11 protein-coding genes are annotated in these 14,933 nt (G+C 44.5%); 7 read left to right on the forward strand and 4 right to left on the reverse strand.

Annotation, left to right across the window (positions count from 1 at the left end; genetic code table 11):
• Nucleotides 1-11: 11 nt before the first annotated feature.
• The 7 genes from DWY55_RS11010 to DWY55_RS11040 all read left to right on the forward strand — a co-directional run bounded on the left by DWY55_RS11010 (nucleotide 12) and on the right by DWY55_RS11040 (nucleotide 7,768).
• Nucleotides 12-776, forward strand: a complete 765-nt coding sequence (locus DWY55_RS11010) for a glycosyltransferase family 25 protein (RefSeq protein ID WP_035448381.1) — start codon at nucleotides 12-14, stop codon at nucleotides 774-776.
• Nucleotides 777-797: 21 nt separating this feature from the next.
• Nucleotides 798-1,949: a glycosyltransferase family 4 protein gene (locus tag DWY55_RS11015; RefSeq protein ID WP_035448382.1), complete on the forward strand. Its 1,152-nt coding sequence runs from the start codon at nucleotides 798-800 to the stop codon at nucleotides 1,947-1,949.
• A 20-nt stretch (nucleotides 1,950-1,969) separates the two neighbouring features.
• Nucleotides 1,970-2,941 (forward strand): glycosyltransferase family 2 protein, encoded by a 972-nt coding sequence (locus DWY55_RS11020; RefSeq protein WP_035448383.1) that lies wholly within the window; start codon nucleotides 1,970-1,972, stop codon nucleotides 2,939-2,941.
• Nucleotides 2,942-3,227: 286 nt separating this feature from the next.
• Nucleotides 3,228-4,073, forward strand: coding sequence for a glycosyltransferase family 2 protein (locus tag DWY55_RS11025; RefSeq protein ID WP_035448384.1), 846 nt, complete (start codon nucleotides 3,228-3,230; stop codon nucleotides 4,071-4,073).
• Nucleotides 4,074-4,130: 57 nt separating this feature from the next.
• On the forward strand, nucleotides 4,131-5,027 hold the full coding sequence (locus tag DWY55_RS11030) for an NAD-dependent epimerase/dehydratase family protein (RefSeq protein ID WP_035448386.1): 897 nt from the start codon (nucleotides 4,131-4,133) through the stop codon (nucleotides 5,025-5,027).
• Between the two features lie 97 nt (nucleotides 5,028-5,124).
• Nucleotides 5,125-6,075 (forward strand): MraY family glycosyltransferase, encoded by a 951-nt coding sequence (locus DWY55_RS11035; protein WP_035448388.1) that lies wholly within the window; start codon nucleotides 5,125-5,127, stop codon nucleotides 6,073-6,075.
• A 127-nt stretch (nucleotides 6,076-6,202) separates the two neighbouring features.
• Entirely contained in the window at nucleotides 6,203-7,768 is a 1,566-nt protein-coding gene (locus DWY55_RS11040; protein ID WP_117878151.1) for an ATP-binding protein, read from the forward strand.
• A gap of 77 nt (nucleotides 7,769-7,845) precedes the next feature.
• Here the strand turns inward: DWY55_RS11040 and DWY55_RS11045 are convergent, their stop codons facing one another.
• The 4 genes from DWY55_RS11045 to DWY55_RS11060 all read right to left on the reverse strand — a co-directional run bounded on the left by DWY55_RS11045 (nucleotide 7,846) and on the right by DWY55_RS11060 (nucleotide 14,859).
• Entirely contained in the window at nucleotides 7,846-8,634 is a 789-nt protein-coding gene (locus tag DWY55_RS11045; protein ID WP_034523162.1) for an N-acetylmuramoyl-L-alanine amidase-like domain-containing protein, read from the reverse strand.
• 97 nt (nucleotides 8,635-8,731) lie between these two features.
• Complete coding sequence (locus tag DWY55_RS11050; RefSeq protein ID WP_120178088.1) at nucleotides 8,732-11,953, reverse strand: glycoside hydrolase family 2 TIM barrel-domain containing protein; 3,222 nt, start codon at nucleotides 11,951-11,953, stop codon at nucleotides 8,732-8,734.
• Nucleotides 11,954-11,961: 8 nt separating this feature from the next.
• Nucleotides 11,962-12,849 (reverse strand): alpha/beta hydrolase, encoded by an 888-nt coding sequence (locus DWY55_RS11055; protein WP_005836645.1) that lies wholly within the window; start codon nucleotides 12,847-12,849, stop codon nucleotides 11,962-11,964.
• Between the two features lie 18 nt (nucleotides 12,850-12,867).
• Nucleotides 12,868-14,859, reverse strand: a complete 1,992-nt coding sequence (locus tag DWY55_RS11060) for an OPT family oligopeptide transporter (protein ID WP_005829422.1) — start codon at nucleotides 14,857-14,859, stop codon at nucleotides 12,868-12,870.
• Between the last annotated feature and the right edge of the window lie 74 nt (nucleotides 14,860-14,933).

Consider the following 14,933-nt stretch of genomic DNA (forward strand, 5'->3'; position numbering starts at 1 on the left):
ATTAGGAGAATATGAAAGCTTTAATAGTTAATTTGCAGGATTGCGAAGAACGCCGAGATGCAATAAAAAAACAAATGGAAGCCTTGCGTTCTATAGACTATGAATTTATTGATGCTGTAGATGGACGTAAAATGAACACGCAAGAGTTGAATCAACTTTTTAATTTAAAACGATTTAAATCACTTTATTTTAGAGAAGCTCGTCCTGGTGAAGTGGGATGTACCATGAGTCATCAACGATGCTTCCAGGCCATTATCGATCAGAATTTGCCATATGCTTTACTCTTAGAAGATGATGCTGTATTGGGTGATGTGAATCGTATTATTCACTCAATACATACAGTGCAAAATTGGCTTGACAAACAAGAACTACCCACAGTCATATTATTTTCATCATGGTTTTGGCATTGTGAAGATGTAATTAATATTGATGATATTAGGATAGTAAAAGTGTTTGATGCATTTTTTACTTATGCTTATGTAATAAATCGTAAAGCTGTGCTGCTAATGAAGGAAGAACGACCGTTTGTTACTGCTGATGATTGGTTTTACTGGCGCAAAAAAGGTATTCAGATATTAGGAGTAACTCCGTTTGTTATAAACCATCCTACGGATGAAAGTGTGGAGAGTACAATATCTGGTGCTTCTTCAAAAAGGACCACCGTTAATCAGATGCTTTACCGCATTACGCACTTTAAACGATTATTTATACGTAAATGGTTAGAAAGAAAAGGAAACTATGAGAAGTTTAAACCGATAGCTCACGATTTGTTGTAAATCAATTGAAGGTATTAAAGAATGAAGATAGTTTACACAATAACAGGAATGTATAATTCCGGAGGTATGGAGCGTGTATTGGCTAACAAGGCTAATTATCTTTCTCATGCGAAAGGGGTAGATGGTAAATCAAACAAAGTTATTATCATAACAACCGACCAAAAAAATCGCAAGCCTTTTTTTTATCTTTTTGAAGATGTACGTTGTATTGACTTAGGAATTAATTATGAAGATGATGCACAGTTACCCCTCCCTTTCAGGTTGTTTGCTACAAAAAAAAAGAAAGCTATACACCGAATGCGTCTAAGGGACGTATTGTTGAAAGAAAAGGCGGACATCGTAATTTCAATGTTCGACTATGACTTTGACATTCTGTGCGATGTAGAGGACGGTAGTTCTAAAATTTTAGAGTATCATTTTTCTCGAGAGGCAAAAATGATAGAAGCGCGTTCATGGTTGAAACGAACGATACAATCCATGAGACTAAAAAGCTGGTTGAAAATAATTCGAAAGTATGATAAATTTGTTGTTTTGACCGAACGTGACAAGCGTTCGTGGGGAGATTTACCTAATATTATGGTGATTCCAAACTATCTTCCTACATTCCCGGATAAGCTTGCTCCTCTAAATAATAAAATAGTGTTGAGTGTGGGTCGATTATCATACCAAAAAAATTTTCATCTTTTAATTCGAGCATGGAGTAAAGTACATATAAAATGTCCTGATTGGCGACTTGTAATACGTGGGAATGGTGATGATAAAGATAGCATTATACAATTAATTGACAAATTGTCATTATCCGAATCAGTAAGCTTACTTCCTTCAACTTCACAGATTGCTTCTGAGTATTTAAACGCTTCTTTTTTAGCTATGAGTTCAAGATATGAAGGCTTTCCTATGGTGATGCTTGAAGCAATGGCTCATGGACTTCCCATAGTAACAGTTGATTATCCTTGTGGCGCATCTGATGTTATAACTAATGGCTTAAACGGAATTGTTGTTGGCTCCTCTGATTCACTTGGCTTGGCAAATGCCATAATAACTCTTATTAATGATAATGCAAATCTAAGAAAAATGAGTGTTTCTGCGCGTCATAAAGCAGAAGAATATACTGAATCTCGTGTGATGGGAATATGGCAGAACCTATTTCGGGAAATTAGTTCAAAATCTTAAATTTATTTTTGCCTTTTTGTATGAATATATTTCTATCAATAATAATTCCATGTTTCAATTGTGGTAAGTTGATGAGTCGTTGCATAGAGTCTTTGCAACGTCAAACGTGTCAAGATTTTGAGGTGATTTTTGTAGATGATTACTCTACAGATGATACTTGTCTTTTTCTCCAAAATTTCATCGACTCAAATTCGATTTTGGCATCTCTAATCAATGCTCCTTATAATGGGGGACCTGGTAAAGCCAGAGAGCTTGGGGTAAAAGAAGCTAAAGGAAAATATGTTGCTTTTTTAGATTCTGACGATTGGTATCGTGACGATTTTGTGGAAGCAATAAAAAAGCGTATGGAATCAGATATGCTTGACTTGCTATTTTTTGATTATAACCGTTGCTATGAAAGTGGGAAGACTTTTCATATTTCTTCTATTCCATTTTATAGTGACGGGTTTGTAAAATCTGATTTTATGGCTTTAACGGGCGATAGCGTGTGTGGTATATGTATAAAAGCCAACATCATAAAGAAAATAAAAATGCCTTGTTTTTACAATAGCGAAGATGCTGCGGTAGTTCCATTATTGGTATATGAATCAAAAAGTATTGCTTATTTGCCCGAAGCATTTTATAACTATTTTGCGCGTAGTAATTCTTTATCAACATCCGTTAATCCTAATATTTATAAGGGCTTTTTACAAGCAAGTAATTATATACGCCAGAATATACCCGATACTTTGATACGAGAAAAAGAGTTTAGATGTATTAATTTAGTGTTATATGGTGCTGTTTTCCGTGCTTTATTCTCGGGCGTTGACAAACGAATAGTACTTCGCTTTATTGATGATTTTGAGGTTCTGTATCCTAATTGGCGGCATAATAAATACTACTGTCATTTCCCTTTTAGGAAAAGAGTTTTCCTTGCTCTTGTTAGGAATCGATCCTTTCTGCTCATTAAATCTTTTATAAAAACACAAAAAATCGTTTTAAGTTTTCGGTAAAGACTCGTAATAGTTATGTTGAAACTACTGACAAAATATAAGATGTCAAGTAATTGTATTTAATTGGAAAAGAATAGTGTGTAGATTTCGATAAGAACATCGTGGTTTGTGGTGGTATTGGGTTTACACAGACTGTGTATACTATCACGCTTTACAAAAGTAAAAAGATGCTTTGTGGACTTTTATAATGATTGTCTAACTGAAAAGGATAAGAAATATCCGGAACTAAAGGATTTTATGAGTTCCTTATTTGTAATAAAAAAACGCAATAATCTATAATAAGTGTATGAACAATCAATATCAAGTAACAGCTACTATAGTGCTCTATAAAAACAATATAGAAGAACTGAAGAGGGCTATTTGGAGTTTTTTAAACACAAATCTGAAGGTGCGGATTTATCTGGTGGATAATTCGCCTATAGATGAGTTGAAATCATTAGCGTCATTAGATGAACGAGTGGAGTACCTTTTTATGAATTGCAATAATGGATTTGGTGCGGGACATAATAAGATTATGCGTCAGCTTGATAAAATGGGAGAATTCCATTTGGTGCTCAATCCGGATATCTATTTTGAAGCAGGGGTGATTGAGGCTCTTTATGAGTACATGCAGGCTAATCCTGATGTGGGCAATGTGCTTCCTAAAGTGATTTATCCTAATGGTGATTTGCAATATTTGTGCAAGCTTCTGCCTACTCCTATGGACTGGATTGGTCGAATGTTTATTCCTTTTAAGAGTATCAAGAAGCGTATTAATGATAATTTTGAGATGCGCTTTAGCGGTTATGATAAGGAAATGAATGCTCCATATTTATCAGGATGCTTTATGTTTCTTCGCAAATCAGTTATTGAAGAAGTTGGAGTTTTTGACGAAGGGATTTTTATGTATGGAGAAGATACTGATTTAAATCGTCGTATTTTTCAGAAATATAGAACAATGTATTATCCAAGTGCCACAATTACTCATGCTTTTGAGAAAGGATCTCATAAAAAAATTCGTTTGTTTTGGATACATGTTAAGGCTGCCGTTTATTATTTAAATAAATGGGGGTGGTTTTTTGATAAAGAAAGGCGGGAGATAAATAAAAAAGCGAAATTAGCATATACGAATATGAAATTAACTAATCGATAGAACTATCGACAATAAAATAACTGAGTTTTTACTAGTGATTTTCCTAATATATTTTTCATGAAACTTTTATTTACTGGAGCTTCTGGTTTCTTGGGTAGCAATGTGCGTCCTCTTTTGGAGGGGATGTATGGCGTTAAGACTGTGGGGCTGTCGCCGAAGGATGATTATACTATAGATATAGCAAAGGAGATTCCGGTATTGCGTGAACGGTATGATATTGTTCTTCATGTTGCTGGAAAGGCACATTCTGTTCCTAAAACGGAAGCGGAAAGACAGGTGTTCTTTGATGTGAATCTGCAAGGTACAAAGAATCTTTGTACTGCATTGGAGCGGAGAAGAGTGCCACGGGCCTTCATTTTTATTTCCACTGTAGCAGTTTACGGTTGTGCTTATGGTGAGAATATTACGGAAGACCATCCTTTGGATGGAGATACACCATACGCCATGAGTAAACGTCTTGCGGAGGAATATCTACAAAAGTGGTGTTACGAACATAATGTCATTTTAGGTATAATCCGTCCTTCCTTGATTGCCGGTCCTAACCCTCCGGGAAATCTGGGGGCTATGATTCATGGTATCCGTAGTGGGAAATACCTCAGCATTGCTGGCGGTCAGGCACGAAAGAGTGTATTGATGGTACAGGATATTGCAAAGTTGGTCTCTCTGTTGGCAGAAAAGGGAGGCATCTACAATGTATGTGACAGTCATCACCCCACTTTCAGAGAACTTGAGACTACTATTTGCAGGCAATTGGACAAGAAATTACCTTTCTCAATACCTTATTGGGCAGCTAAATGTATGGCTTTGGTAGGAGATTGCTTAGGAAAGAAAGCGCCTATCAATTCTTTGAAACTGAAGAAAATCACAGAATCGCTTACTTTCAGTAACGAAAAGGCGATGCGTGAATTGGGATGGAAGCCGACCCGTGTATTGGAAAACTTCAAGATAGAATGAATGTATATTTAGATGTCATATTGATAGGGCTGGGTATTATATCTTTGGGATTTACATGTATTCAGCTTTGGTTTTACTGGATAATCAAAAACGGATGATGTATTATTTGATGGTTTTGGTTCTGCTGTTTTTAGCAGAACTTTTTTATTTTAGAATAGCTGATAGGTGTAATATCATCGATAAGCCCAATGAGCGCAGTTCCCATACGAAAGTGACTTTGCGTGGTGGTGGGATTATTTTCTATTTCGGGGCGTTGGCCTATTTCCTGACGAGTGGCTTTGAATATCCCTGGTTCCTGCTTGCCTTGACACTGGTGACGTTCATCAGCTTCGTGGACGATATAAAATCCACCGGGCAGATGACAAGACTGCTTTTTCATTTCTCTGCTATGGTTATGATGTTTTATCAGTGGGGGCTGTTCTCCTTGTCCTGGTGGTGGATAGTCATAGCCTTGATAGTCTGTACGGGCATCATCAATGCCTATAACTTTATGGATGGCATTAACGGCATAACCGGCGGTTATTCTCTGGTTATTCTTGCTGCGTTGGCTTATGTCAATAAGGAGGTGGTTACTTTTGTGGAAGCGGATTTCATCTATACCGTTATCTGTTCCGTTCTCGTTTTCTGTTTCTTCAATTTCCGCAAGCATGCCAAGTGCTTTGCCGGTGATGTGGGTTCTGTGAGCATTGCCTTCATTCTTCTTTTCTTGATAGGAAGACTTATCATTGGAACGGGTGATTTCAGCTGGATAGTTCTTTTATCCGTTTATGGTGTTGACAGTGTACTGACTATCATTCACCGCCTGATGCTTCATGAGAATATCGGTTTGCCGCATCGCAAGCATCTGTATCAGATTATGGCGAATGAGCTGAAGATTCCCCATATAATGGTTTCTTCTATTTACATGGCAGTGCAGGCAATCATCATCGTAGGATATATAATGTGTTTAGGTTACGGTTATTGGTATTTGGCAGGTATAATTCTTTTGCTTTGTTTTCTTTATATCTGTTTTATGAAGAAGTATTTCGGATTGCACCAGTCTACGTGAGTAATGCTGAAATGATAATTAGTAGAATAATGAAAGGCGATGGAGACTAAAATCTCCATCGCCTTTCGTCTTTTTTTGAAATATAAATCGTACCTTTGTCATACACCAATCAGGTTATAATAATAACATGGAACAGATGCGTAAACTGCCGATAGGCATACAGACTTTTGAGGAAATACGTAGGGATGGTTATCTCTATGTAGATAAAACGGCTATGGTTTATCAAATTGCAAATGTAGGTAAACCTTATTTCCTGAGCCGTCCCCGTCGATTTGGCAAGAGTCTGCTTCTTTCTACCTTTGAAGCCTACTTTCAAGGACGCAAGGATTTGTTTCAAGGTTTGGCCATCGAACAGCTGGAAAAGGAATGGGAAGAATATCCGGTTTTGCACTTGGATTTGAATGCCCGGAAATATGAAACTGCTGCTGACCTGACGGCTATGCTTAATCAGTATCTGGAGAAATGGGAGCTGCTCTATGGTCAGGAGAAGAAAGACCGTAGTCCGGAAGAGCGTTTTGCTTACGTGATAGAGCGGGCATGCACGCTGACGGGAAAGCAGGTTGTTGTGCTGATTGATGAGTATGACAAGCCATTGCTTCAAGCGGTCTTGGATGAGAACTTGCTGGATGAGTATCGGAAAATATTGAAAGCGTTCTACGGTGTCTTGAAGAGCGCTGACCGTTATCTTCGTTTTGTTTTCCTGACCGGAGTGACCAAGTTTGCGCAAGTAAGTGTGTTCAGTGACTTGAACCAGCTGAATGATATAAGCATGGATAGAGCATACAAAGCTTTGTGCGGCATTACACAAGATGAACTTATAAAAACATTTGGCCCGGAAATACAACGGTTAAGTGAGAATGAAGAACTGACTTTGGAGGAAACGATTTTTCGTTTGGCAAAGAAATATGACGGCTATCATTTTTGTGAAGATACTTCGGTGGGGCTTTTTAACCCTTTCAGCCTTCTGAATGTATTCCAGAAATTGAAGTTCGGCAACTTCTGGTTTCAGACGGGTACACCTACTTATTTGGTGGATTTATTAAAAAAGAGTGACTATGATCTTCGCCTTTTGCTGAATGGCGTAGAGGTTACTGCCTCTGCCTTCTCTGAATATCGTGCAGAAGCTAATAATCCTCTGCCTATGATTTATCAGAGCGGTTACTTGACTATAAAAGCTTATGATAAAGAGGTTTGCCTTTATACGCTTCAATTTCCGAATGATGAAGTTTGTTATGGTTTCCTCAATTTTCTGGTTCCTTTTTATACTAAAGTTACTGATGATGAAACTGGTTTCCACATCGCTAAATTCATGCGTGAATTGAAGAGTGGGGATGTGGAGGCGTTTATGGAGCGTCTTAAGATATTCTTCTCCGGTATTCCGTACGAGTTGAGTGATGATACGGAACGTCATTATCAGGTTATTTTTCATGTAGTGTTTACTTTGCTGGGACAGTTCATCCGGTCCGAGGTTCGCAGCAGCCGCGGCCGTGCGGACGCAGTCGTTCATACCCCTACCGCTATTTATGTTTTTGAGTTTAAACTGGACGGTACGGCCGACGCAGCTCTGAAACAAATAGATGAGAAGGGGTATCTGATTCCTTATACCTTGGATGGCAGAAAATTAGTGAAAGTAGGTGTGAACTTCAGTAAAGAAACACGGAATATTGATGAATATATTGTCGTAAAGGAATAGGAACGAACAATCCTATATACGGAAAAGGCGATGGAGAATCAAATCTTCATCGCCTTTTCCATATATAGTATTTCATTTTATTTCTTCATCCTCAGTACCCGTATTCCCGTCCACTTATTATTGTCTTTCAGCATTTGGGACAAGGGGACTTTGGAGACGACCACTTTCTTGTCGGTAGAGGAAGCGTGTACCAGCAGGAGTTTGCTATCCGCATAGAAAGCGATTCCCATGTGGGCTACATCCAGCCCCGGAGTGTTGGTGGTGATGGCTATGATATCGCCGTCTTTAATCCACGGGAGACCATCGGCGGGAAGTTTGGCTTTGGGAAGATAGTGAACTTCCTTGCCGGACAAGGATTGTTCAATCTTCTTCATTTTGGCTACGTTCTCCGGAGAATTGGCCAGCTGCTTGTAGAGTTGGGGGTGGGAAGACATGTAGGAGATGGACAACCGTTCGGTGTCGGGACTCATGGCGCCCGTTACATCCTGAAGGAAGCCGTTGCGTACGCCATTGTTTATCCAGTCGGCAATATAATGCAGGCGGGAAGTGTACCCGTCGATTTTACCGTCACGGTAACGGATTTTTTGCAGGTTATCGGCGAAAGCGCTTTCCGAGATGTCTCCGTCGGCCAATTTGGGGGTAAGCGTCTCTGCCAGTACATATTCCACCAGCGTGGTACAGTCTACTTCATCGCAGTTGATGACGAGTTCTTCGGGACCATCTGCCTCCAGCGTATGGGCTACGTATGGCACATCCAGATACTTTATTCCATTGCTCAACATATCTTTCCCTCCCTGGGCAGAAACGGAAGTTACCATGGCTGCGGCGCAGAGGGCGCTGAACATAAATTTAGTCATTGTTTTCATTTTTCTCTCTTTTGATTATTATTGTTCTTAAACGTAAAAAGGATGCAGCAAATTTACTACATCCTTTTTATAAAAGCTTAATCCGGAGGGATTAAATTCAATATTGCCGGATTAAATATTTATAATCTTCCTTTTTATCGAACGGAACAAGGGTAAAACCGTATTCGATGGCATTCTCCTTGCCCGGACGGATCAGATAGGGTTCATGGGCGGTTGCGCCCCAACTGTCGTCTCCACCGACACCCATCATGCGGTAGTCAATGAACAAATCGACCATCTTTTCCGGCAGAGGGTCGGTGAGGTGGCGGTGATTGGTCTTTTCGGTACGCGGGGCACCGTTGTCAATCGTATCGCCGCTATCCATGCTTTCCAGGGGATAGTTGGAGGCGTTCAGCTCAAAGGTGCGGTCGGCGATGAGCAGCAGGCCCCGTTGCGTCTTATCGGTAAAGGCACACCAATAGATATCTGTGCGATGGTTGTTCTCTTGTGGGCGGACATACGGCTCGTACATGTTCTTGACCGGGATGGCATACTCTCCGATGAACTGGGAGGTACGGCGGTCTCGGTAATTCTCTTTCGGACCGCGACCGTAGTAGGTCAAGTCTGTAAAGCTTTCCGGCAACTGCATCCGCAGGCCCACACGCGGTATCATCGGAGCTTGGTCTCCTTCGGCCACGAACCGGTTGTCTACCTTGATGACTCCGCTGGCATATATCTTATAGGTGATGTCCCAACGGGCGTCTGTCTGTGGAAAACGGTAGGTCACCTTTATTGTCGTGGCATTGCTGCCCGGAGTCACTTGGAAACTTTCGGCTTTCGGTTCCTGGTAGCTTGCCTCTTTCCAGGCTTTGAGGCGGACGGGGAGGTTGGCTCCATAATCATTGTCCGTCGGTGCACGCCAGAAGAATGGGCGGGGACCTTGACCGTTCAGTATGTACTCGTGCTTCTTGTACAAATAGGAGGTGAGTAGGCCGCTTTGCTTGTCGAAGGTGGCTTTGAAGTCGGGACCGGAGAACACCACCAAATTTCCTTCTTCCTTAGAAGTGGCGGGCTTCTGTGCCGTAGCCTCTTTCTTGTAGAAGGTATGGACGTAGGTCTGTTCGTGTGCAATGACCGTGCCGGCCGGGAGGAAAGGTTCTGCCGTCTTGATGGCTGCATAGAACTCGATGCGTACATCTCCCGTTGTCTGTTTCTCTTTGGGGATGCCGTTCAGAAAGCCGGTGGTTACCGTCTTGCCCGGTGCAGCATGGATATTTTCAATCTTGCCACGGTAGACTTCCTTTCCGTGGTCGCGGATGATGTAGTAGAAGTCGTACTTGTCGAGATTGGTGAAGGAGAAATCATTGCGGATTTTCACGGTGGAAGTCTGCTTGTCGAAGTCGAGGAACTTGATGTTCTGGTAGACCTTCCCCATCTCTTCCGTCTGCGGTTTGACACTGCGGTCGGGATATACCACGCCGTTGATGCAGAAATTGCCATCGGAGGGGGTACCGTTCTCGCCATAGTCGCCGCCATAGGCCCAGTATTTGCGCCCGTCGTCTGTCTTGGCGGCAAAGCCCTGGTCTACCCAATCCCAGACACAGCCACCCTGGAGGATGGGATATTTTTCGATGATGTCCCAATACTCCTGGAAGTTGCCGAGGCTGTTGCCCATGGCATGGGCATACTCGCAAAGAATGAGGGGACGCGTCATCTCCTTGTTCCGGGCATACTTCTCCAGATAGGAAGGGGGAGCGTACATCGGGCAGTAGATGTCCGTATTCCATTCCAACAGTGCGCGTTCATACTGGATGGGACGACTGTCGAGCGTCTTCAAGGTGTTGTAGGTAACGTAGAAATTCAATCCGTTTCCGGCTTCGTTGCCCAGCGACCAGATGATGACTGACGGATGGTTCTTGTCCCGTTCGTACATATTCATGGTACGGTCGAGGTGGGCATTCATGAAGAGCGGATTGTTTCCCAGCGTGCCGCCTACACGCAGGTCGTAACCCATGCCGTGGCTTTCGATATTGGCTTCGTCGATGACGTAGATACCATATTCGTCACAGAGTTCGTAGAAACGTTCCTGCTGGGGATAGTGACAGGTGCGGACGGTATTGACATTGTATCTCTTCCAAAGCTCGAAATCTTTCTTCATCAGTTCTTCGGAGACATAGTGACCGGTATTCTCGTTGTGTTCGTGATAGTTCACGCCTTTCACGAGGATAGGTTGTCCGTTTACCAACAGTTGCTTGTCCTTGATTTCCACTGTACGGAAACCTACTTTGCAGCTTGTCGCTTCAATCACATCTCCGTTCGGGCGCTTCAAGCTGACGACGAGGGTATAGAGGTTGGGCGTTTCGGCTGTCCATTGCAGGGGTTCCTGGATGGTCTTCTTGGTGAATTCCACTTCCGTTTGGTCACCGCTGACCTGAGTAGAGGACTGGGCTATCTGCTGGTCGTTCTTGTCCAGCAGGCGGTAACCAACGACAAATGGGGAATTTTGTCCGCTTTCATTGGTAAACTGCACCTTTACCTTGAGGATACCGTTCCGGTAGTTCTCATCCAAAGGAGACTCCACCTTGAAGTCCGTGAGATGGATTTGAGGCTGGGCATATAAGTAAATGTCCCGTTCGATACCACTGATGCGCCAGAAGTCCTGGCATTCCAGATAGTTGGCATCGGAAAAGCGGTGTATCTGAATGGCAATGACATTCTTCCCTTTCTTGGCAATGGCGCTGACGTTGAAACGCGCCGGAGTCTTTGCATCTTTACTCATGCCTACAAACTTGCCGTTGAGGTAGTAGAAGGCTGCCCCGCGTACGCCGTCGGCACTCAGGAAAATTTCCTTATCGTCCCAGTCTCCCGGAAGAGTGAACTCGCGGCGGTAGGTGCCGGTGGGATTCCATTCTTGGGGAACGTATGGAGGATTGGGCTTGTCCCAATAAGGAGGATAGCCCGAAGAACAGAATTCATAAGGCTGGTTCACATAGATGGGCGTACCGAATCCCTGCAACTCCCAGTTTCCGGGTACATTGATGTCCGGCCAGCGGCTGGCGTCCACACGGTCCATCATGAAGTCCGTGGGGCGGTCGGCGAAGGTTTCCACATAATGGAATTTCCATTTCCCGTTAAGGGACAAGCGGAATGTTCCGTTCTTGCGGTCATTGATGACGGCATCAGCCTCCGTGACGTAGGAGGTGAACGTGCTGCGGGCAGGCTCCCGGTTGATGCTTGTCAGCTTGGGGTTGGTAATCTCTTCGTAGCGATTGTTCTCCTGAGCAGTCAGGGCAAAGGGAAACGCTGCGAGGCAAGTGAGTAAAAAATACTTTTTATTCATAATTGCTTTTATTTCTTTGTGGTAGGTTCAGAGACCGGGAATACGAGCCCTTCACGCAACCACTTCTCCAGTTCTTCCGTCCATTGACGCTTGTAGGTGAAGTTGTCCCGGAATCCCCAGCCATGTCCGCCGGTGGGGTAGGCATGCAGGCTGGCAGGTACTTTATGGTCGCGCAGGGCAAGGAAGTAACCGATGCCGTTGATGGGCGGCACTGCGTCATCGTCCGAAGAAAGCATGATGAAAGCTTGCGGAGTGCGTGGGGACACTTGCCTTTCGAGGGAGTATTTTTGTTCCAGTTCCTGAGATGGATTTTCTCCGATAAGGTTCTTACGGGAACCTCCATGGGTAACGCCTTTCTGCATGGAAATCACCGGATAGAACAAGATCTGGAAGTCGGGACGGGTCTTGTCACTGCTGTATAGTGTGGCAAGCGAAGCTGCCAGATGGCCGCCGGCAGAAGCGCCCATGATGCCTACACGCTGAGGATTGACACCCCATTCGGCGGCATGTTCGCGTACCATGCGGATGGCTTGTTCGGCATCGGAAAGGGGCACTTCATGGTGCCCGTTGGGCATACGGTATTTCAGTACTGCATAGGTGATGCCTTGTGTGTTGAACCAGGGAGCCATGTCGTGTCCCTCGTGCTTCATGGCCAGCCCCCCGTAGCCGCCTCCCGGACACATGATGATGGCCATGCCGTTGGGGTGGGAGGCAGGGTACACCGTAAGGGTAGGGGTGGTGACATCGGACACCCATTCGTTGTTATGGTTCTGTCCGGAATTGGTCAGTTCGTTGTTATTGGGGGCACCGTTGGGCCATAGGGGCAGCTCAACGGGCTTTTGTGCAGATAACATGGTCGCTGCAAATAGAAAAGATAAAAGTAGAATCTTTTTCATGTTCTTGGTATTTAAAAGTTATTTGGTTTTCATGGAAGCTTTGATGAGGTAGAATATCAGAATGGCATAAGCACCCAGCGCCAGCACTTCGGACCAGGTGTTCTGCAACCATGCATCGTTTACGAGGTTGATTCCTCCGAAACGCATGGCAGCACTTGCCACGCCCATCAATGCACCGCCGGCAATGAAACCGGAGGCAAGCAGGGTACCTTTCTCCCCGCGTTCGGCATTGAGAGCGGCATCCTTGCTGCGGCTGGTCACGTACCAGTTGATGGCACCGCCCACTACCAACGGAACATTCAGTTCCAATGGGATGAACATACCCAATGCAAATGCCAGTGCGGGAATCTTGCAGAAATTGAGGATGACGGCCAGCACTGCACCGATGCCGTAGAGCAGCCAAGGAGCACCCACACCGTTCATCAGAGGTTCGATAACGGCCGCCATGGCATTGGCTTGCGGAGCGGCCAGCTGTCCGCTGGTGAAACCGTATGTCTTGTTTAGGATAATCATTACACCACCTACGGTAGCGGCAGAAACGATGGTTCCGAGGAACTTCCAGGTCTCCTGCTTGGCAGGCGTGCTACCCAGCCAGTAACCGATTTTCAAGTCTGTGATGAAGCCTCCCGCCATGGACAGTGCCGTACATACAACACCGCCCATCACCAGTGCCGCAACCATCCCTTCGGGACCTTTCAGCCCTACGGCTACCATGACTACGGATGCCAGGATTAATGTCATCAGCGTCATTCCGGATACGGGGTTTGTGCCCACAATCGCAATGGCATTGGCTGCCACGGTGGTGAACAGGAAAGCGATACCTGCAACAAGCAGGATAGCTACAATGGTATGTGTCAAGTTGCCCTGCATCACATCGAAGTAGAAGAAGAGAACAACCAGCAGCAGCGTGATGATGGAACCGATGGCGATAATCTTCATGGAGATGTCCCGCTGTGTGCGTTTCACACTGGCTTCCACGTTGGACTTACCTCCCATTTCCTTGGCAGCCAGTCCTACGGCACTCTTGATGATGCCCCAAGACTTGATAATGCCGATGATACCTGCCATGGCAATGCCACCGATACCGATGCTCTTGGCATAGTATTTGAAGATTTCTTCCGGAGCCATAGCGCCTATGGTTGCCGTGATTTCGGGGTTCCATTGGTTCAGTACGGAATCTCCCCAAATCATGGACATACCGGGGATGATAATCCACCATACGGCCAGTGAGCCGGCACAGATGATGGACGCGTATTTCAGTCCCACAATATAACCCAGACCGAGCACGGCAGCACCCGTATTAACCTTGAATACCAGCTTGGCTTTCTCGGCCAGCATTTCGCCGAAGCCGCATACGCGGGTAGTGAAATTCTCGTTCCACCAGCCGAAGGTTGCCACAATGAAGTCGTATAGACCTCCGATAATACCAGCCATGAGTAATGGTTTTGCCTGGCTGCCGCCCTTTTCACCGGAGACGAGCACTTGTGTGGTGGCTGTCGCCTCGGGGAAGGGATACTTGCCGTGCATGTCGCTCACGAAATATTTGCGGAAGGGGATAAGGAAAAGAATACCCAGCACACCTCCCAGCAGGGAACTGATAAAGACTTGTGCAAAGGTGACGGTGATTTCTTTCGGATAGGTTTCTTGGAGAATATAGAGTGCCGGAAGGGTGAAGATGGCACCTGCCACGATGACGCCCGAGCTGGCACCGATAGACTGGATAATGACGTTTTCGCCCAATGCGTTTTTGCGTTTGGCGGCACCCGATACGCCGACGGCAATGATGGCGATGGGGATGGCGGCTTCGAATACTTGCCCCACCTTCAGCCCCAGATAGGCGGCTGCGGCCGAAAAGAGGATGGCCATCAGAATACCCCATGTCACCGACCAGGCATTTACTTCTGAATACTTCTTATCCGGGCTCATCAGAGGGTTGTACACTTCTCCCGGTTTCAATTCACGGAACGCATTTTCCGGTAGTCCGGTAATAGGTTCTTCTTCTTGTTTCATAGGTTTTGTAGTTTTATGTTTTTCTTTAATAGACTTCAAAGAAAGCAAAAAAAAAGGAGATTTAAAAAAATCTC

Origin of the sequence: Bacteroides sp. AF25-38AC, from assembly GCF_003602995.1 — a bacterium.
Classification (GTDB): Bacteria; Bacteroidota; Bacteroidia; order Bacteroidales; family Bacteroidaceae; genus Bacteroides; species Bacteroides uniformis.

What these genes read in the sequence shown, in the direction of transcription:
- DWY55_RS11010 (WP_035448381.1), top strand. Translation starts at nt 12, where the DNA reads ATGAAAGCTTTAATAGTTAATTTGCAGGATTGCGAAGAACGCCGAGAT.
- DWY55_RS11015 (WP_035448382.1), top strand. Translation starts at nt 798, where the DNA reads ATGAAGATAGTTTACACAATAACAGGAATGTATAATTCCGGAGGTATG.
- DWY55_RS11020 (WP_035448383.1), top strand. Translation starts at nt 1,970, where the DNA reads ATGAATATATTTCTATCAATAATAATTCCATGTTTCAATTGTGGTAAG.
- DWY55_RS11025 (WP_035448384.1), top strand. Translation starts at nt 3,228, where the DNA reads ATGAACAATCAATATCAAGTAACAGCTACTATAGTGCTCTATAAAAAC.
- DWY55_RS11030 (WP_035448386.1), top strand. Translation starts at nt 4,131, where the DNA reads ATGAAACTTTTATTTACTGGAGCTTCTGGTTTCTTGGGTAGCAATGTG.
- DWY55_RS11035 (WP_035448388.1), top strand. Translation starts at nt 5,125, where the DNA reads ATGTATTATTTGATGGTTTTGGTTCTGCTGTTTTTAGCAGAACTTTTT.
- DWY55_RS11040 (WP_117878151.1), top strand. Translation starts at nt 6,203, where the DNA reads ATGGAACAGATGCGTAAACTGCCGATAGGCATACAGACTTTTGAGGAA.
- DWY55_RS11045 (WP_034523162.1), bottom strand. Translation starts at nt 8,634, where the DNA reads ATGAAAACAATGACTAAATTTATGTTCAGCGCCCTCTGCGCCGCAGCC.
- DWY55_RS11050 (WP_120178088.1), bottom strand. Translation starts at nt 11,953, where the DNA reads ATGAATAAAAAGTATTTTTTACTCACTTGCCTCGCAGCGTTTCCCTTT.
- DWY55_RS11055 (WP_005836645.1), bottom strand. Translation starts at nt 12,849, where the DNA reads ATGAAAAAGATTCTACTTTTATCTTTTCTATTTGCAGCGACCATGTTA.
- DWY55_RS11060 (WP_005829422.1), bottom strand. Translation starts at nt 14,859, where the DNA reads ATGAAACAAGAAGAAGAACCTATTACCGGACTACCGGAAAATGCGTTC.